The organism is Paraburkholderia ultramafica (assembly GCF_902859915.1).
GTDB classification, from domain to species: domain Bacteria; phylum Pseudomonadota; class Gammaproteobacteria; order Burkholderiales; family Burkholderiaceae; genus Paraburkholderia; species Paraburkholderia ultramafica.
The window spans coordinates 1-18,735 of sequence record NZ_CADIKK010000062.1; the positions used below are offsets into that span (position 1 = coordinate 1).

Sequence of the window (18,735 nt, forward strand, 5' to 3'; positions counted from 1 at the left end):
GGAGCACTCCGCGGTTTCCTCCATCGAGGCTTGTTCGACGCCTGCCAGCAACGCGCGGTGGCGCGCTCACATTCCTGCGGACCATGGCAGGCATCGAACAACCCTAAACGAGCCCGGTCCGATGCCGGATGGATAAGACGGCTCGCCATAAATCGGCCTGCGTGAGGCGCTTGGCGACCCCGAGCGGTCGATCGCACTACAGTCGTGAACGACCGGTCGCCTTCGTTTTCCGGACAGATACAATTTATAAGAACGCAAGCCTTGGAAGGCGGTTGCGGGTTATGTTGGGGGCCGAACAAGCTAAGCGTAAATTTCCATCATAAGCCTTTTAGTTATAAAAATTCGCTGGATCATTTCTATTTTATGCAGTAACGACTGATTTTTCTTGAGCTAATCCTTCACAGCGACGAAGTCAAGCGAGCCGAGCAGATCCGTAACGCCTTCTCGGACCGATAGGGCTCCAGTCGCACTACCGTGAAAGCGCATGACTTTGCTGGTTTATATAACTAGGACCCTTATGATAGAAATTCGCGCGTACCTTGTTCATCCCCCATGTTCCGTCAGGTAGCGGCGACAGTGGCAGTTCGAACTGTGGTTCCTCACGTCACGTGGATTGGCAACTACGCGACCACACGATCAATCGGGCGATCGGGAACTGAGGCAAACCAGACGTTAGATGGGCGCAGGCGCGGTTGCGAAGCTGCCACACGCCATGACTGCGACGACGGGGCGAGTGAGGAAGGGCCTGGCTGAAACGACCAGCGCAACTGTCTCCTGTTGGCGCTCGTTGCCGAAGAGCCGACAGTCGGGTTGAACACCTTGAGCCACTTGCGCTCATGCTGCGCCTCGCTGCGCGGGCGGTGCCTCGAGTGGACCGATCACACGCTCAAACCGTGGCTTGTCGAAACGCGCTCCCTTTCAACGCTGGTTCAACTCATCCGTCACAGATACCGTATCGCCTCGTCGACATCCAGTCCGCCAGGCAACAATTCCAGGCGACTAAACCGGACGAGTGCGAAGGCGCGCACCTGCGGCGGGTCGGCTGGAATACGGACAAGGTGAAATTCGATTTCATGCCCGGCTTGCGCGCTGTCTTCGTGCACCACATTCATCAGATCAATGCATAGGCGCTTTTTGGTCAAGTAAAGATGCATCGCGGGTTCGGAAAGCACTTCGCACACGCGCTCGAGTTCGAGGTCGATCGCCTTGGTTGGAGCTCTAAGGGCCGCGAGGTTGCGGTTGTTTTCTTCGATCTGTGCATGCACGCGGTTCAGCTCCTCGGATTCGACTACGGCACCGCCTCCCACCATCGAGCGCACGCCCGCGCCTTTGCGCTGGAGTAAAGCGAGACGCGTCTCAAGCAGTTTTCGCCCCTGCGCGAGCAACTCCCGACGATCTTCAGCCAGCCTTGCCAAGCCTTCCAGCGCCAGTTGATCCACCAGTCGCCGCTCGATTTCCTGGCTCAGGTCCGACTCCGTTCTGCCGCAGATCCGGACGCGATAGTCGCCGAAGCAGACCGTCGTTTGGGCAACGTCGTAGCGCATCGTGTCGCCCTCAAGCGCAACGCCAAGCACATGGCGCTCGGTCATCGTCATCCCGAGAACGGCATAGGCTTCCTGCGAGTCGGCATTCCGTTCGAAATGCTCGCGCAATTCTTGCGAGCGGCTGAACGCTTGCACTAAATCCTCGGGAGTCGCGAAAAAGGCGCGAAGATACGGATCAGATGACCATGCATCCGCGCTCGCTTCGTGTGGTGCCGGCAACGAGCCGATCAAATCGTCAGCATACTGGAGCGACGCCGCAACCGCCGGTGCGAGACGCTCCCGGTAACGCCGCGCCATCCGCAACCTCGGGTGCATCGCCAGGATGCGTTCGAGCGCCTCGTTGATCCGCGCGCTTTCCTGCGGCGCGATTTTCACTTGATCACGATGGAACAGCCTGCTTAGGATGCCCATCGATCAACCTCCCGATAACCTATTCATTCCGACCGGTCCGTCATTACCTGCACAGTAATCCTCCGATTCTTCCAGAACAGGTTGTGCACCCGCGACTGCAGGTGCCGCAGAAATTCTGGATCAACGCCCTCGAATGTCAGTAGGACTGCGGGCCTGGAGCCATCCCCGAGAATATGCTCGATTCCGTCAAACACGGGAAACCCGTACTTGACCAGGAGCTCCTTGATGTCATCGTCCGCAATATCCGCGTCGATGTTGTCTACCAACAGATCTGCCATGATGTTTCTCCATCCGATGCACTAAGCCATGATGTTGACGCCACCGTCCACATATAAGGTCTCGCCCGACAGGCGACGCGCAAATGGCGTGGCGAGAAATGCGCACGTGAAGCCCACGTCCATGATGTCGACCAGCTCGCCGAGCGGAGCGCGATCTAGAGCCTCGTTCAGCAGCAGGTCAAAGTCCTTGAGGCCGGAGGCGGCCCGGGTCCTGAGCGGTCCGGGCGAGATCACGTGCACGCGTATCCCTGTGGGTCCGAGTTCGTATGCCAGGTAGCGGCACGATGCTTCGAGCGCCGCCTTGACCGGGCCCATGACGTTGTAGTTCGGCACCACCTTGTTGGCACCGTAGTAGCTCATCGCAAACATGCTTCCGCCCGCCTTCATCAGCGGTGCCGCGCGCCTCGCCATGCGCACGAACGAGTGACAGGAGATGTCCATCGCCTTTGCAAAGCCTGCCGCCGAACAATTGAGCAAGCCGCCTTGCAGATCATCCTTGGGCGCCCACGCAACCGAATGAACGAGAATGTCGAGCCGCCCCCATTCCTTTTCGATTTGCGCAAACACCGCGTCAAGTTCGTCGTTTTGCGAAACATCAAGCGGCATGACGATCGATGCTTCGAGTTCGCGTGCAAGCGGGGCGACGTACGGTTTCGACTTCTCGTTAGCGTACGTGATTGCGAGGTCGGCGCCGAGTTCGTGAAAGGCCTTCGCGCATCCGTATGCGATCGAATGCTCGTTGGCGATGCCGATGACCAGCGCTTTCGCGTCCTTCAATACCGGGCGAGGGATTTCGACTGCCATCATTAAACTCCGTGAGTGTGGGGAGGCTGGCTCATACCTGTTCCGCCAGGCGCTGCGCCGTGAGCAACATGCAGGCATGGCGTGCAATCATGAGTTCTTCGTTCGTCGGGATCACCCACGCCGAGACCTTGCTCGACGACGTGCTGATCCGCGGGTCTCCTGCCTCGTTGGCGGCAGCATCGAGTTCCACACCCAGCCAGGCCGCATCGCGGCATACCCGCTCGCGGATCACCGCGGCGTTCTCGCCGATGCCCGCGGTGAATACCAACGCGTCGATGCCCTTCAGCGCGGCAGCAAGAGAGCCGAGTTCACGCCCGATGCGGTAGACAAACAGGTCGACGGCAAACCTCGCGCGCGGATTGTCGCTCGCGAGCAGTGCGCGCATATCGCTCGACGTACCCGATACCCCAAGCAGACCCGATTGCTGATAGATCAATTTTTCGACGGCGCGTGTATCCATCTTGAGTTCGTCCATCAGGTAAAGGATCACACCCGGATCGACGTTGCCACAGCGCGTGCCCATCGGCAGCCCATCCACCGCGGTGAATCCCATCGTGCTTGCGACGCTCCTGCCTGCATCGATCGCGCACATGCTGGCGCCGTTGCCGAGGTGCGCGACAACGACCCGGCCAGCCGCCGCTTTCGGCTCAAAGCGCGCCAATTCACTCGCAATGTACTCGTAGGACAAGCCGTGAAATCCGTAGCGCCGCACGCCCCGCTCGGTGATGGCGGCCGGCAGCGCAAATGCTTGCGCGACTTCGCGCTGGCCGTGATGAAACGCGGTGTCGAAGCACGCGAATTGCGGCACCTGTGGCTCGAGCTCGGCGATAATCCGGATCGGCTTCAGATTGTGCGGCTGATGCAGTGGCGCAAGCGGTATGAGACTTTCGAGTTTCTCGATCACTTGCGCATCGATGCGCACCGCCTGCGAGAATTCCGCTCCGCCGTGCACCACGCGATGGCCGACAGCCGCGAGGCGCCGGCCCTCATGATGGTCGCGCAGAAACTCGCCCAGGTAGGCAATCGCCCCCTCATGCCCGAGTTCGGTTCCTTCCTCCCACAGATTCTTGCCGATGCTCGCACCGCTTGCGTCGAAAGCCTTGAAACGCGGCGCGGTGTAAATGCCCTCGATCTGACCGCACAGATCGAGCCCAGGCCGTCCATCATCAATCTTGTATGCAGAAAACTTGATGCTGGATGAGCCCGCGTTGAGAACCAGAATCACGTCTATCATCTCATCACCCCATCGCCTTGGCGCTTTCGCGGCGTGCCTTGGCAACCAGCGCCGCCACAGCGCAGGATGCGAGCCGGGTGGTCACCGAGTCGGCCCGGCTCGTCAATATGATCGGCACGCGCGCGCCCAGCACAATGCCCGCGGCGTCCGCTCCAGCCAGGAACGTCAGGCTCTTCGCAAGCATGTTGCCGGCTTCGAGATCGGGCACCACCAGCACATTGGCACGCCCTGCGACCGGCGAATCGATTTTCTTGATGTGAGCCGCTTCCAGGTTGATGGCGTTGTCGAGCGCAAGCGGGCCATCGACGACGGCGCCGGTGATCTGATGCCGGTCCACCATCTTGCAAAGCGCGCCGGCCTCGACCGTGGACGGCACTTTCGGGTTGACCGTCTCCATCGCCGACAGGATCGCGACGCGCACCTCCGGGAACTGCAGCGCGTGCCCGAGGTCGATCGCGTTCTGCACGATGTCCACTTTCTCTTCCAGGGTCGGTGCGATATTGACCGCCGCATCGGTGATGATCAGCGGGTCCTCGTGCCTTGGCACGTCCATCACGAAACAGTGGCTGATGCGGCGGCCGGTGCGTAGCCCCGAGTCGCGGGCGACCACTGCGCCCATCAACTCGTCGGTATGCAGGCTGCCTTTCATCAACGCCTGCGCCTTGCCCTCGCGCACGATTCGCACAGCCGTGGCAGCGGAGGCTTCGCTGTGCGGTGCATCGACGAGCGGAAACCCGGAAATGTCGATGCCATACTGTTTCGCCACTGCTTCGATGCGCTCTCGCGGACCGATCAGGATCGGCGCGATCAGACCCATCCGGGCTGCTTCGACGGCGCCCTCCAGCGAACTCTGATCGCATGGGTGCGCGACAGCCGTCGGCGTCGGCTCGAGCGACTTGCAAAACTCAATCACTCGCTGATACTTCTCGTGTTTGCGTTCCATTGAAGTTCCTTGACTGTCCTAGGATTGCACCATCGCCGCGCCCCGCGGCTCGCGCTCGGCCAGCAGCACCGATAGGGTGAGAAGCGCCTGTTCCGGTTCGATTCGCGCGATGATTGCCTGCTCACCGCGAATCCGTTTCCAATGCTGAATCGTCAGCGCCGGAAGACAGTCGCTATCGTCCTTCATCACATCCTGACCGATTTGATTCAGGTCAAGTTAATGGTGCGCTTCGCGGATTAGAGTGGGTCCGATGTCGTCAAGCCGCCGATTTGCCCCCCCTTTACCACCTGAGTGCGATCCAAGATGAATCAGTCTCTGTCGTCACCTGAGTTCAGCAGCCTCACCCGCTCACTGGGTTTGAATGCCCTTTTTCCCGGCAACGCATCGCTGACCACGGCCGCTGTCGGGTACACCGTCGACGCATGGCAGCGCTTCGTGCTCTATGCCGACGTGATGCGCCAGCGTGGCAACCAGTATGCGGAGCATCTGGCTGAGCGCACGCCTAACGTACTCGATTTCAGGGCGGAACTGCTGATGGACGGCCGCGAACTGCCTCGTCCGGTCAACTACGGGCTCGTGCGCATCATCCCGCCAGACGATCTGTCGACCGGCCCGGACCCGGTATCCGCGCAGGACCCGGGCCGTCGGCGTCCGTTCGTCGTGTTCGACCCTCGCGCCGGACATGGCCCCGGGATCGGCGGGTTTAAGCGCGACAGCGAGATCGGCGCCGCACTGCGCGCCGGCCACCCATGCTATTTCGTCGGCTTCTTGCCCGATCCGATCCCGGGCCAGACCATCGAAGACGTGATGCGCGCCGAAGCGGCCTTCCTCGAAAAAGTGATTTCGCTGCATCCGGAAAGCCCCGGCAAACCCGCCGTCATCGGCAATTGCCAGGCGGGCTGGCAGGTGTTGATGACGGCGGCCATGAGGCCGGAACTCTTCGGCCCGATTATCGTGGCGGGCGCTCCGGTATCGTACTGGGCCGGCTGGCGCGGCAAGAATCCGATGCGCTATACCGGGGGGCTGCTAGGCGGTTCATGGCTGACCGCGCTCACCAGCGATCTGGGCAGCGGCCGGTTCGACGGTGCATGGCTCGTGCAGAATTTCGAAAACCTCAATCCCGCCAACACGATCTGGCACAAGGGGTACAGCCTCTACGCGAATGTCGACACGGAAGCGCCGCGCTACCTCGGTTTCGAAAAATACTGGGGTGGCCACGTCTTTCTGAATGGCGACGAGATGCAGTACATCGTCGACAATCTGTTCGTCGGCAACCGTCTCACCAGCGCAGAGCTGGTCTTGTCCGACGGTACCCGCCTCGATCTGCGCAACATCCGTTCGCCGATCCTGGTCTTCTGCTCGTACGGCGACAACATCACGCCACCGCCCCAGGCACTCGGCTGGATAACCGATCTCTATGCCACCGACGCCGAGCTGCTCGAGCACGATCAGACCATCGTCTACGCGACGCATGACAGCATCGGCCATCTCGGCATCTTCGTGTCGAGCAGCACAGGCCGCAAGGAACACAGCGAGTTCATCAGCCACATCGACCTGATCGATCTGCTGCCAGCCGGTCTCTACGAGGCCCACATCAGCGATAAGACGGATGCTACGCCGCACGCCGAACTGGTCGAAGGCGATCACCTGCTATCCATCTCGCGGCGCAGCGTCGAAGACGTAAACCAGATCGTCCAGCCGGACGCCGACAGCGATCGGCGCTTCGCCACCGCCGCCTGGCTGTCGAACCTGAACCTGGGCCTGTATCGCGCGTTGTTTCAGCCGTGGGTCCGCGCCTGCACCACGCCGCTGTCCACGTACGCGCTAACCGCGCTGCACCCATTGCGGGTCGCTTACGAGATGTGCTCCGATCGCAATCCGCTCGCCGCTGTGGTCAGGGATCAGGCTGATCGGGTTCGCGCGGCGCGCGTGTCGGTCGATGCCGACAATCCGTTCCTGCAGATGCAGCGCCTCGTCTCGGACTCGATCGAAGCCTCGCTCGATCTCTACCGCGACGTGCGCGACAACGCTTGCGAGAAAACCTTCGAGGCAATCTACGGCGCGCCGTGGTTGCAGGCGCTGGCGGGTTTTGGTTGGGACCGTGACGGACATGCCGTGAGCGCCAGAGTCAAACCCGGCGTCGCGCCAGAGCAGCACACGCGCGCTGCGCGCGAGCACGAACGTCTGCGTGCGGAGGTGGCGATGGGCGGCCTCGTCGAGGCTGGCGTGCGCGCGTTGCTGTTCGTGCTGCGCACGCGTGGAGAGGCCGACGAGCGCCGCTTCAATCTGGCGCGCGAGCTGCTCCGGACACGCTCCGACCGCGGCATTCTCTCGTTGAAGCAGATATTTCGTCAGCAGGCCGAACTGCTTCGGCTCTATCCGGACGCCGCGCTTGCGGCGCTGCCTGGCATGCTGGATGGCGCACCGGGCAGCGAGGTGCGGGCGGTCGCACGTGACGTAGACCGGCTGAGTACCACGCTGACGCTCGACGAAAACGAACGTAACGACCTCGCACGCGTGCTCGATATTTTCGAGGCGGCTGCGAAGAGCAAAGCACCGCGACAAGCCGCAATACAACAGCAGGCCGGATAAGGCGCCCGGGCAACGGCTGGCCGATACGACATCGCTCTTTCAGGCATTGGGGCAACTGCCCGAGGACGCTGCAGCCACGGCAGCGCCCGCGACGCTCCGCGCGGACTATCACTTCGCAGTTCCAGCGCGACGGGATGCCGGACGAAGCGGTCGATGAGCGTCAGGCACCGAAGCCGAGTGGTGTGCAGCCGAGGCCGCCGCCACCGCTCCCCGCTATCACGACCATTTGCGTCAAGACGCGAAATCTCGAATGGCCGGTGTGCCCCTCCCGAGCGGCCAATCGATATCCGTGTGCGGCTGGCCGCTTGTGGCCGGGATGAGTCCGTTCGCGAGGCGATGCGCCGATTCGAGCTTGCGGACGCCCGTAGCGCCGGGATTCCCGTCAAGCCTTGGCCACCATAGGCTTGCTACGTGTAGTTGCGGATCAGACGCTCGGCGAAGTTGTCATGCATGGAGTTCGCAAAACTGGGCGTAAGGCCAGCACCGCGACACATCAGTGCATCACCGCGCTACGCAGCGGGCAACCCAGGTCACGCGCGTCTGGGCGATGGCTCAACAGAAAAAAACATCGCGTAGCGTATTGCCCTGCTATTGCGACACAACATTGGTTGAAATCGCCCACTAAGTTACAGCTTTCCTTGAAATTTCCAGCGCAGTAGACACAACTTTAGTACAGGCAAACCGACAGTTGTCCGATGCACCAGATAGGTGTTCAGCTATCCTGCCAGGAACCACTACGCGTTATTCAACGATAGGCGAAACACCAGGTTCATGGTCCGTGTGCGTTTTTTGCAAAAAAACTGAAGGCTTTAGTGCAGGCTCGCCGCCATACCCCGCCGAAACAGGTTCGTTAACCTACGGACCGACAGTTCGCTTCCGGTTACTCCCCACCCCGCCTCACGACGACGCAGTTACCTTCAGCTACGGAGCTGTGGCCAACTCCGACAGGGACTTTCACCCTGCAGATGGCACGCCATCACGGGGGTACCCTAAACCGCTCGCGCGGTAGGGGCCCCGGTCCGGCGCCGGAGGTCGACGAGAGGCCGGCAACGCGGTTCCGTATGTTGGCGAATGAGGCAATCCGCCTCGTTTTCCTACAGGAGCCCCATCATGACCTCCTTGTCACTGACCGGCGTTATGGCGCCATTCCGGGATCGGCGTATTGGCGCCACCAGATGATCGGCGCATTGTGCGCGAGTTCGCCCGCTTTCTCGAGCGCTCGCCTGACACGGCCACCGTCGAGGACCTGCGACGCTACCAGCTGCATCTGGTCGATCACGGCACCTCAGCCGTGTCACTGAACCACGCGATCACCGGCCTGAAGTTCTTCTTCGAGGTCACGCTCGACCGGCCTGAGCTGATGGTCAGGATGCAGCCGGTGCGCGTGCCCCGCACCTTGCCCGTCGTGCTCAGTCCCGATGAAGTGCGCCGCCTCATCGAGGCGGCGGGGAATCTCAAACACCAGACCGCGCTGTCGGTCGCGTACGGCGCAGGCCTGCGCGCCAGCGAAGTGGTGGCCCTGAAGGTCAGCGACGTCGACAGCCAGCGCATGACCCTGCGCATCGAGCAGGGCAAGGGCCGCCGCGACCGCTACGCGATGCTCTCACCGGTGCTGCTCGAGCGCCTGCGCGTCTGGTGGCACGTGGCCCGGGCCCAGGGCAGGATGTTGGATGGCGGGTGGTTGTTTCCGGGGATGGATCTCGTCGACCCGCTCAGCACACGGCAACTGAACCGCGCGATTCATGCCGCCGCCGAGGCCGCGCAGATCGACAAGCGCGTCTCCATGCACACGCTGCGGCACAGTTTCGCCACACACCTGCTCGAACAGAAGGTGGACATCCGCGTGATCCAGGTGCTGCTCGGGCACACCAAGCTCGAGAACACCGCGCTCTACGTCCAGGTGGCCACCGACCTGCTGCACGAGGTCACCAGTCCGCTGGACCGCCTGCCTCCCGGGTAAGCGCGCGCGGTAGCGCCTCATGCTGGAGGTTGCGGATATCTTCCGCAGCCACGGGCCAGCGTGGCGGGCAACGGCACACCTGAGCCTGGGGCAGCTGAAGGTCATGTCGGCCATCGAACAGTGCCGCACTGCGGCGCTGGGCGGGCATGTGCTGCGCTGTTCGGGTTGCCAACACCTCGAGATCGCCTATAACTCGTGCCGCAACCGCCACTGTATGAAGTGCCAGGCCAGTGCCGCACGCCGCTGGCTCGAAGCGCGCCAGGCCGACCTGCTGCCCGTGGAGTACTACCACGTGGTGTTCACGCTGCCCGCGCCAATCAGCGCGATCGCCTGGTACAACAAGGCGATCGTCTACGGGCTGCTGTTCGACATCGCCGCCGAAACCCTGCGTACCATCGCCGCGGATCCGAGGCACCTGGGCGCACAGATCGGCGCCACGCTGGTGCTGCACACCTGGGGCTCCGCGCTCACGCATCATCCGCACGTGCACGGCATCGTCCCCGGCGGCGGCCTGTCGCCCGACAGCGAGCGCTGGATCGCCTGCCGGCCGGGCTTCTTCCTGCCAGTGCGCGTCCTGTCACGCCTGTTCCGGCGCCGCTTCCTCGAAGCGCTCGAAGCGGCTCACCATTGTGGCCAGCTGCAGTTCTTCGGCGAGTATGCTGCGCTCGCCGATCCCGCTGCCTTTGCCCGGTGGCTTGCGCCGTTGCGTACCTGCGAATGGGTGGTCTACGCCAAGCGCCCCTTCGCCGGACCCAAGGCGGTACTCGAGTACCTCTCACGCTACACGCACCGCGTGGCGATCTCCAACCAGCGCCTGATCGCATTCGATGAGCGCGGTGTGACCTTCCACTGGAAGGACTACCGTGCGAAGGGACGCACCCGCTACAAGACCATGACCCTCGAAGCCGGCGAGTTCATGCGTCGCTTCCTGCTCCATGTCCTGCCCGGTGGTTTCCATCGCATCCGTCACTACGGTCTGCTCGCCAACCCGGTACGTCGCGCCAATCTCGCGAAGGCGCGTGAACTACTGGATGTCGTGCCTGAGACCGATACCCAGCCCGACGATCCCAGCGTTGCCGCCCCGCCAGTCTTCGTCTGCCGACACTGCGGTGCGCCGATGATCATCATCGAGATCCTGAAACGCACCGCGCCCATTCGCGCACCACCCATGCGGCGAGGCCAGGCATGAGCGCCACGCTCCCTGGACGTGCAACCCGACCGTCGGCTTTGCGGCAACGCGGCCCACGAGTGGACGTTTGCGCCTGCCGCTGCGCGCAGCCCCTCGCACGTCCGCTTCATCCTCACGATTGCGCCACTGCACCACCTCGTCACCGCGCCAAGCCCCATCCACCATCTCGTCTGACCGCGCATCCTCCAACCTCGCTGAGCATCCCGGCCTATCAATCGCCATAGCCGCCAAGATTCCGGCCGCTTCGGAGCATCCCGCGGTTTCCTCCATCGAGGCTCGTTCGACGCCTGCCAGCAACACGCGGTGGCGCACTCACACGCCTGCGGACGATGGCAGGCATCGAACAACCCTTAACGGACAGCGACGTTCGCGATCGGCCGATTCGACCCAGCCCCCTGCAAAAGCCGATAACGGGATGCGACGACCGAAACAATCTCAGTCCCGTGGTGCTCGGCGATCAACTTGTGCGATTTCTGCCAAAACGCACGATTATGGAGGTCACGAGCCGCGCTAACAGCACCTCGGCCCATTGCGACTGTATTTCCGATCGATGGACCAGATGAAGAACTCACGTCGCGACAGCAGCGGATCGCACGGGTGGCGCGAGGCCATGTGCTCAATATAGCGTTCATAGTCCGGGATGCCGAACATCTGCGCGCAGGCTCCGCGCATGGTGCGCGCAAGCTCCGATAGCCGTGTCCCCAGTGCGTTGCTCACGGCCCCGGCGTTCGCGCCCCGAACTGGCACCGCCGCGAGTTTGCCATTGAAGATCGTTTTCATGATCAAGCCCCCTTGGCGCGCACAACAACAGGCGTCTCGTTGACGGTGGGCTGTGCCTGCCGCAACGCCCGCAAGCAGATCGTGACGGCGAAGACGCACATCGCCAGCACAAGCATGACAAAGAAGCCGCAGACCACCGCATCCAGATAGTTGTTGAAGGCGACCCGCTGCATTTCCGCAATCGACCTGGCGGGAGCGAGTACGATCCCCTGCGCGGCGGCGTCACTGAACTTGTTCGCCAGCGCGAGGAAGCCGATACGCGGGTCGCTATGGAAGATCTTCTGGATGCCTGCAGTGAGCGTGGTAATCAGGAGCCACGCTGTCGGCACCAACGTCACCCAGATGTAGCGCTCCCGCTTCATCTTCACCAGGACGCTCGTGCAGAGCAGCAGGGCAATGCCGGCGAGCATCTGGTTGCCCACGCCGAAAAGCTGCCAGAGTGTGTTGATGCCACCGAGCGGATCGACCACGCCCTGATAGAGAAAGTAGCCCCAGGCTGCCACGCAGAGGCCGGTGCCCAGCAGGTTCGCGGGCAGGAGCTGGGTGTCGCCGAGCGGCCGATAGACATGGCCTAGCATGTCCTGGATCATGAAGCGACCGACCCGTGTGCCGGCGTCTACGGCTGTCAGGATGAACAGCGCCTCGAACAGGATGGCGAAGTGATACCAGAAGGCCTCCATGGCTTGACCGCCGAGGGCCTGGCCGAGAATCTGCGCCATGCCTACGGCAAGCGTCGGGGCGCCGCCGGCGCGCGACAGGATGCTGGTTTCTCCAATGTTCACGGCCGTCTGGTTGATCAGGTCCGGCGTGATGACGAATCCCCAGTTCGACACGACTTGCGCCGCCTGCGCGGCGGTCGTGCCGATGATTGCCGCCGGTGCGTTCATGGCGAAGTAGATGCCCGGATGCAGTACGCAGGCTGCCGTCAGCGCCATGATCGCGACGAACGATTCGGCGAGCATGCCGCCGAATCCGATCAGACGCATATGCGACTCACGCTCGATCATCTTCGGTGTGGTGCCGGAGGAAATCAGCGCATGAAAACCGGAGACCGCGCCACAGGCGATGGTAATGAACAGAAAAGGAAAGAGCGTGCCGGAGAACACGGGCCCGGTGCCGTCGATGAAGCGCGTGGTCCGTGGCATCGAAAGCGCGGGCGCGACCACATAGATGCCGACCGCGAGCGCTATGATCGTGCCGATCTTCAGGAACGTACTCAGGTAGTCGCGCGGCGCGAGCATCAGCCAGACCGGCAGGCTGGAGGCGACGGCGCCGTACAGAATGAGAGCCCACGCCAGTTGCGGGCCGGTCAGGGTAAAGACCGGTCCCCAGGTGGGATCGTTGGCGACCGTCTTCCCGAGTACGATCGAAACGAGCAGAAGTACAACACCGAACAGGGAGGCTTCCCCCACGCGCCCCGGGCGGATGAATCGCATGTAGGCGCCCATCAGCAGCGCGATCGGTATCGTCGCCGCGATGGTGAAGAGGCCCCACGGGCTGGACGTAAGCGCCTTGACCACCACCAGGCTCAGGACCGCGAGAATGATGATCATGATCGCGAGTACGCCGACGAGAGCCAGCGAGCCGGGAACCGGGCCCAGTTCCATCTTGACCATCTCGCCAAGAGATTTGCCGTCACGGCGCACTGACGCGAAGAGCACAATGAAATCCTGCACCGCACCGGCCACCACGACGCCCGCGAGGATCCACAGCGTGCCAGGCAGGTAGCCCATCTGCGCTGCCAGCACGGGACCCACCAGCGGACCGGCGCCAGCGATTGCGGCGAAATGATGGCCGAACAGCACCCACCTGTTAGTCGGTACGTAGTCCATACCGTCGTCGTGGCGCTCGGCCGGCGTCTGGCGAGTATCGTCGAGCCGCAGCACGCGCTCGGCAATGAACTTGCTATAGAAGCGGTATGCGATGAAATAAACGATGAGGGCAGCAGTCACGAGCCACACGGCATTCACACTTTCACCGCGCCCGAGCGCGAGTGTGGCGAAGGCGAAAGCGCCGACAGTGGCCAGCACGCCCCACACGAGAATGGACGCAAGCTTGTTCATGACGTCTCCCCCTGTCGAACAACGCATGGCAGAACCATTCCCGCGCAACTCATGTGCCGGCGTTCTTCAGTGTTCCGCCGCCCAGCAGCTCGCCCGCTCCGCGGCACTACGGGTTCCACCGAAAAACAGGCTACACCCAGCCCCGCGGCGCCGCAATTCGCGATTCCCCTTCGCGCTCCGCCGTGAGGACAGCACGCAGCGCGCCGCTTCCATCGGTGTGGCCAGATCTGTTACCGTGAAGCTCCCCAGCGTTTGTGCAAACGTCCGCTCTACCCGAACCCCGACTGATCGGCAAGCCCCCCTTCCGAACAAAACCGCGATGATTGCCGGTGTAGCGCGAGCGTTCGAGGGTTCGACGTTTGCGCTCGCTGCAAAGGCGCGCGCTGACTCGCATCAATCACGCGACTTCATGGAACACGCCGGACACTCGTGTCCGTTTATATTGCGTGCCAATCAGTTCTTGTCCGGTGTTTTCAGCTCGATCAACATCCGCTCACAACCGCCTTGATCCGGCGCCATGCAGCCGAGCAAATGTTCACTGTTCGGCATCAACATCTCGCCGCCCGTCTGAATCGGCAACGTCATGCCGGGATTCTTCTGCCATACGATGAAGCCGAAACATCCAAGCGCCAACAGCACGACGAGCGAGAACGCGATCCTCTCCAGCTTCCAATAGATTTTCGGCATGGCGCCACCTTCAGCATGGCACAGGGTTTGTATGGGCGTTCGCGCACGGCCCACAAGTAACGGTTGAGGTATCGTCAACTTAAGCAAATCGGCCTGACTAATATCCTACTTCGATAGCATTTTTGGCTGACTGACGCCAGCCAGCGATTCCGTTAAGTTGACAGTGCCGGAGTGACTGCAAGCGGAATTCGCCCGATGATAAATCCATGAGGCGCCGAAGACTTCGATGTTGTCGATTGCGTGCTGGCTCCCGCTTCGCCCACTACGCCTGTATGTGTCGACTCCCGGACCACCAGAACGGGAATAGCGCTATGAGTCAGTACCTTCTGTGTCTCACTGCCGATCAACAGGCCACGCACACCGCTGCGGCCGTGGGACGCCATCACAATCAGATCACAATTTCGCTCGGTGGCGGTGCTGATGATCGCTTCATAGGGATGAGCGCCAGTGGTGGCAACGGTTTCGCATATCACGCTCGCCTGGGTTGCCGCCTTCGTGACAGCGGCGAGAAAGGCCTCTGCACGCTCCCTGTGAACCTGAACGAATTTCTCCTCGGTATCCGCGAGCATTTCGGTTCCATACGCAAGAACATGGAACTCCGGCACAACATGAAGTCCCGTAACGGAGGCGTGATTTTCGGCGGCGAGCGTCACCGCCATCTGGACGGCGACTTCGGAAAGTGCCGAGCCGTCGGTCGGCACCAGCAGATGCTTGAACATGACAACTCCCCTCGCTCGACGTGCGGGCTCTATCCGACGCGCACTTAACCACTCGCCGCAACGCCATTGATGCCGCCGTAAATTACACTTTGCTTTCAGTATAGGCACTGCCGTCATTTGCGAAATATTTTCTGCTCGCAGTTCGTTTATCAAACCTTCCCACGAAAACCTGTCATGACGCCCCTTCAAGTTTGTCTCCATTACACCGCCGTGCCGCGGGACTGTCAACTTAACGGAATCCACGAGATCTTTTTCATTTAAAGTGGGGCTCGATTGCCAATCTTAGCGGCCTATGGGGCTTCGGACTGGCGTCAGCGAGTAATAAATGCTCTCGAAGTGGGATTTTGGTCAGGTTGATTTGCTTAAGTTGATAATCATTGAAAGGCCTCCTGGCCGCCCCAGAAAAAGGGGGGCGGCCAGGGTCTAGAGTTGAGATGCAGCCCTCAACCGACCCTTTCAGGAGGCTGAAATGAAGTATAGCGGCATCGATCTGCACTCGAACAACGCCGTAGTCGCCGTGATTGACGACCGGGACCGGGTGCTGTACTGCAAGCGGCTGGCCAATGATCTCCAACTCATTGCGGCCGCGCTGGAGCCCTATCGGGATGAACTGCAGGGAGTGGTCGTGGAGTCAACGTTCAACTGGTACTGGCTTGTCGACGGACTGATGGCAGCTGGTTTCGCCGTACATCTGGCCAATACTGCCGCGATCAAGCAGTACGAAGGCCTGAAGTACTCAGGTGACGAACACGACGCCGTATTCCTTGCCCATATTTTTCGGCTTGGACTACTGCCCGAAGGCTATATTTATCCGTCGCACGAACGCGGGTTGCGCGACCTGGCGCGCAAGCGCATGCAGCTTGTCCAGCAGCGCACCCTGAACATCCTGAGTATCGAAAGCCTGCTCGCCAGGCAGCTCAATCTACGCATCAATGGAGAACACGTGCAGCGTCTCGACGACGCAGCGGTACGAGCACTGGCGTTACCGCCGCACGTCGAGCGCGCGCTGATGGCCAACCTTGCCGTGCTCCATACGCTGTGCGCAGAGATTGAGGCGCTTGAGGTCATTCTCCACAAGGAGATCAAGCTGCGCCCGCAGTTCGACATCCTCAAGAGCGCACCTGGCATCGGCAACATCCTTGCGGCCACCATCATGCTCGAAACCGGCACCATCGCACGCTTCGCCAGCGTCGGCCATTTCAGCTCCTATTGCCGCTGTGTGGACAGCAAGCGCATCTCCAACGGCAAGAAAAAGGGTGAAGGCAATGTACGCAACGGCAACCGTTACCTTGCCTGGGCATTCGTCGAGGCCGCCGCCGGAGCGTTGCGCTGCTGTCCACAGGCCAGGCGTTTCTACGACCGCAAAAAGTCAAAGCGCCTGCCCGTCGTGGCCATGAAGGCGCTCGCACACAAGCTTGCGCGTGCCGCTTATTACATGATGCGGGAGGGCAAACCCTTTGACCTCAATACAGTCGAGGCATGTCAAGCTCGCCGTTGGCGCTGCATCCACGCTAGTCTAGCCGTGTTTCTCGTTGAAACACACAGCCATCGACCAAAGTAGAGAAAAATGCCGAAACGTCACGCGGTCTGCTTTTCTGGGCCAAGTGACAGGTAGGTGACGTTGAGCGTCTTGACCTCTTCGTACCGGAGCACGAAGACGTCGCCCGCGATCGGATAGAAGCGCGCCTTGTCCTCAACGTATCTTTCGTTCTCAGCGTCGTACTCCCGGTCGCTTCCGAGCCTGCGACGCTGGGCCTGCACGAGAAGCAACCGATCGAGCTGGCCATCAGCGTTCACTTCGTACCCTTCGAGGACGCCGGTGTACAGGTAGGAGCCTTCCTTGAACTCGACCACTGCAGCCACTGTCGCACCGTCAATAGCTTCTTCTTTCGGATGGTCAAGGCCGGAAAAGAGGTAATACCACGGCGCATCGCCGCGTGACCAATGCGCGAGTAGATTGCCCGCCCGATCAAGTTCCCAGCCTTGTACCGCACTGCGCCAGGCCAGCGCCGCTGCAAGCGCGCTGGCACTCGTCAAGGCAAAATAGCCCGCGCCGGCCGCCGGGTGCGCATTGAGCCATGCAAGGCGCCCATTCAGATCGGACAGCGCACTCGCACCGCCAACGAGCAGGCGAATCACATCACCAAGCTCGATCTCGTAGCCGAGCAGATGAACACCGAACGCGACCAGTGCATTGAAGAATGCCGCGCACAACAGCGCCTTCAGCACGACCGAACTGAAGGGCGCGTGATCGAACGTGCGGACTTCGTTGCGCTGGAAAAACTGGCGGAAGAGGAAACCGGGGAGAACGACGAGAAAGAGGAATACTGCGGGAAATGCTACGTTCATGCGCCCGACCCGGCCACACGGACGAGTTTGGGCAGATAGCGGACGGAGTTACCCTTCGAATCCTTGACGGTGATTTCGACGTCGCTCGGTTCGGCAAGCGAGGCCGACGCCAAAAACGCGCGCAGCTGCTCGGCGGCCTTCGGGTCCTTCAGGACTTTATCGAGACGCTTGCTGCGGACGACTTTCATGGATAGCTCCAAGGTGGATGACTGTAATGGTATATGAGGTCACCGGAAAACGCAGCATCTGCCGGAGAGACCATATTAAATGGGGTCGTTACGCGTTTCCCGCACATAGTACCGTAAGAAGGCCTGACCGGCCTCAAACAGTTTCATGCCAGAGATAGATTTATCGTTACGCGTAACATAAAATAAGGCTCCCGGACGAAAAGGCGGAGCATGGCAGGCGATCACGATATACCGTTAGGGGCTCATCCCGTAGCGGAAAAACGCCGACGGGGCAGGCCGCGAAAGCCCGATACCCTGACGAACGCGCAGCGTCAGGCGGCTTTCCGTGCGCGGCAAAAGGCGGCTGACAAATCCGTTACTGTAACGAAAAATGAGCATGACGAGCTCGTGCGCGAATGTGAGCGGTTGCGCAAAGAATTGGCTAAGGCTCGCGAGATCGCAAAGCCACGCGTTCGTATGTCGAGCGTTGGCGAGCCTGCTGCCTCAGCGGTGTTGGTCCAGCAGGTGCCGGCGGACGAGGCGGAATCGGATGACAAGCGGCTGTTGGTGACGATGAACGGCCGCGAGTTCTTTTCGCTCCAACGGCTGGAGGCACATTACGGCCTTCCCAAACGCGCCGTACTCGAGCGGCTGATCTGGTGGGCGGATCGTAGCGTCGTGCAATCGTTTGAACACGACGATGCAGCGTTTCACCGCTACTTGAATCGGATAACAAAAAATCGTTGAGGTTTCAGAGAGCGGCTTACGGACTGAAGATTGACTTCGGTATCCTCATCAATGCCGCTGTGGGCGTAGCGAGCTGCGACTGCAGCGGTCCAGTTATGCCAGGAAAATCCGGCTGTCAATAGAAGAATACTTATCCTAATGGCCCGGTTTCGAGGGTTCTGATGTGATGGACGACTCCCGCTACGCAGCGAGAGGTTTATGCCAGAGTGGAGCGGTCGTGACGTCCACGGCAAAGGAGCGTTCATCATGAAGATAGCGACTGTTGGAC

Annotated in this window: 16 protein-coding genes and 1 pseudogene; 5 read left to right on the forward strand and 12 right to left on the reverse strand. The window is 61.2% G+C overall.

Annotated elements, in window-relative coordinates:
- Positions 1 to 941: 941 nt before the first annotated feature.
- The 6 genes from HV744_RS34355 to HV744_RS34380 are packed head-to-tail and all read right to left on the reverse strand — an operon-like array spanning position 942 to position 5,400.
- A complete protein-coding gene (locus tag HV744_RS34355; protein ID WP_175153737.1) occupies positions 942 to 1,955 on the reverse strand; it encodes a hypothetical protein in 1,014 nt (337 codons plus the stop codon).
- A gap of 23 nt (positions 1,956 to 1,978) precedes the next feature.
- Complete coding sequence (locus HV744_RS34360; protein WP_175153738.1) at positions 1,979 to 2,233, reverse strand: RNA-binding protein; 255 nt, start codon at positions 2,231 to 2,233, stop codon at positions 1,979 to 1,981.
- Positions 2,234 to 2,254: 21 nt separating this feature from the next.
- Positions 2,255 to 3,037, reverse strand: a complete 783-nt coding sequence (gene fabI / locus HV744_RS34365) for an enoyl-ACP reductase FabI (RefSeq protein ID WP_175153750.1) — start codon at positions 3,035 to 3,037, stop codon at positions 2,255 to 2,257.
- A gap of 31 nt (positions 3,038 to 3,068) precedes the next feature.
- The gene (locus tag HV744_RS34370) at positions 3,069 to 4,271 is read right to left on the reverse strand and encodes an acetate/propionate family kinase (RefSeq protein ID WP_175153739.1); all 1,203 of its coding nucleotides are present in this window, start codon (positions 4,269 to 4,271) and stop codon (positions 3,069 to 3,071) included.
- A gap of 4 nt (positions 4,272 to 4,275) precedes the next feature.
- Positions 4,276 to 5,214, reverse strand: coding sequence for a phosphate acetyltransferase (locus tag HV744_RS34375; protein ID WP_175153740.1), 939 nt, complete (start codon positions 5,212 to 5,214; stop codon positions 4,276 to 4,278).
- An 18-nt stretch (positions 5,215 to 5,232) separates the two neighbouring features.
- A complete protein-coding gene (locus HV744_RS34380) occupies positions 5,233 to 5,400 on the reverse strand; it encodes a hypothetical protein (RefSeq protein ID WP_175153741.1) in 168 nt (55 codons plus the stop codon).
- A gap of 117 nt (positions 5,401 to 5,517) precedes the next feature.
- On the opposite strand from HV744_RS34380, the gene HV744_RS34385 reads away from it, so the two are divergent.
- The 3 genes from HV744_RS34385 (at position 5,518) to HV744_RS34395 (ending at position 10,955) form a co-directional block, all read left to right on the forward strand.
- Entirely contained in the window at positions 5,518 to 7,806 is a 2,289-nt protein-coding gene (locus HV744_RS34385) for a DUF3141 domain-containing protein (protein WP_175153742.1), read from the forward strand.
- A gap of 1,162 nt (positions 7,807 to 8,968) precedes the next feature.
- Positions 8,969 to 9,766 (forward strand): tyrosine-type recombinase/integrase, encoded by a 798-nt coding sequence (locus HV744_RS34390; RefSeq protein WP_246279345.1) that lies wholly within the window; start codon positions 8,969 to 8,971, stop codon positions 9,764 to 9,766.
- Positions 9,767 to 9,785: 19 nt separating this feature from the next.
- Entirely contained in the window at positions 9,786 to 10,955 is a 1,170-nt protein-coding gene (locus HV744_RS34395; RefSeq protein WP_175153743.1) for an IS91 family transposase, read from the forward strand.
- Between the two features lie 510 nt (positions 10,956 to 11,465).
- Here HV744_RS34395 and HV744_RS34400 read toward each other — a convergent pair.
- The 4 genes from HV744_RS34400 to HV744_RS34415 all read right to left on the reverse strand — a co-directional run bounded on the left by HV744_RS34400 (position 11,466) and on the right by HV744_RS34415 (position 15,204).
- Positions 11,466 to 11,735, reverse strand: a complete 270-nt coding sequence (locus tag HV744_RS34400) for a YbdD/YjiX family protein (protein ID WP_175153744.1) — start codon at positions 11,733 to 11,735, stop codon at positions 11,466 to 11,468.
- A 2-nt stretch (positions 11,736 to 11,737) separates the two neighbouring features.
- The gene (locus HV744_RS34405; RefSeq protein WP_175153745.1) at positions 11,738 to 13,798 is read right to left on the reverse strand and encodes a carbon starvation CstA family protein; all 2,061 of its coding nucleotides are present in this window, start codon (positions 13,796 to 13,798) and stop codon (positions 11,738 to 11,740) included.
- A 453-nt stretch (positions 13,799 to 14,251) separates the two neighbouring features.
- The gene (locus HV744_RS34410) at positions 14,252 to 14,485 is read right to left on the reverse strand and encodes a hypothetical protein (RefSeq protein ID WP_175153746.1); all 234 of its coding nucleotides are present in this window, start codon (positions 14,483 to 14,485) and stop codon (positions 14,252 to 14,254) included.
- A 152-nt stretch (positions 14,486 to 14,637) separates the two neighbouring features.
- Positions 14,638 to 15,204: a universal stress protein gene (locus HV744_RS34415; protein ID WP_175153747.1), complete on the reverse strand. Its 567-nt coding sequence runs from the start codon at positions 15,202 to 15,204 to the stop codon at positions 14,638 to 14,640.
- A gap of 469 nt (positions 15,205 to 15,673) precedes the next feature.
- Here HV744_RS34415 and HV744_RS34420 point away from each other — a divergent pair.
- Positions 15,674 to 16,669, forward strand: a pseudogene (locus tag HV744_RS34420) (IS110 family RNA-guided transposase); the annotation flags it as partial.
- A gap of 113 nt (positions 16,670 to 16,782) precedes the next feature.
- Here the strand turns inward: HV744_RS34420 and HV744_RS34425 are convergent.
- Positions 16,783 to 17,553, reverse strand: a complete 771-nt coding sequence (locus HV744_RS34425; protein ID WP_175153748.1) for a DUF6338 family protein — start codon at positions 17,551 to 17,553, stop codon at positions 16,783 to 16,785.
- A complete protein-coding gene (locus HV744_RS34430) occupies positions 17,550 to 17,741 on the reverse strand; it encodes a hypothetical protein (RefSeq protein ID WP_175153749.1) in 192 nt (63 codons plus the stop codon). The genes HV744_RS34425 and HV744_RS34430 overlap by 4 nt, the downstream gene beginning before the upstream one ends.
- 210 nt (positions 17,742 to 17,951) lie before the next feature.
- Here HV744_RS34430 and HV744_RS34435 point away from each other — a divergent pair, with 210 nt between their 5' ends.
- The gene (locus HV744_RS34435; RefSeq protein WP_175153736.1) at positions 17,952 to 18,467 is read left to right on the forward strand and encodes a hypothetical protein; all 516 of its coding nucleotides are present in this window, start codon (positions 17,952 to 17,954) and stop codon (positions 18,465 to 18,467) included.
- Positions 18,468 to 18,735 lie beyond the last annotated feature (268 nt).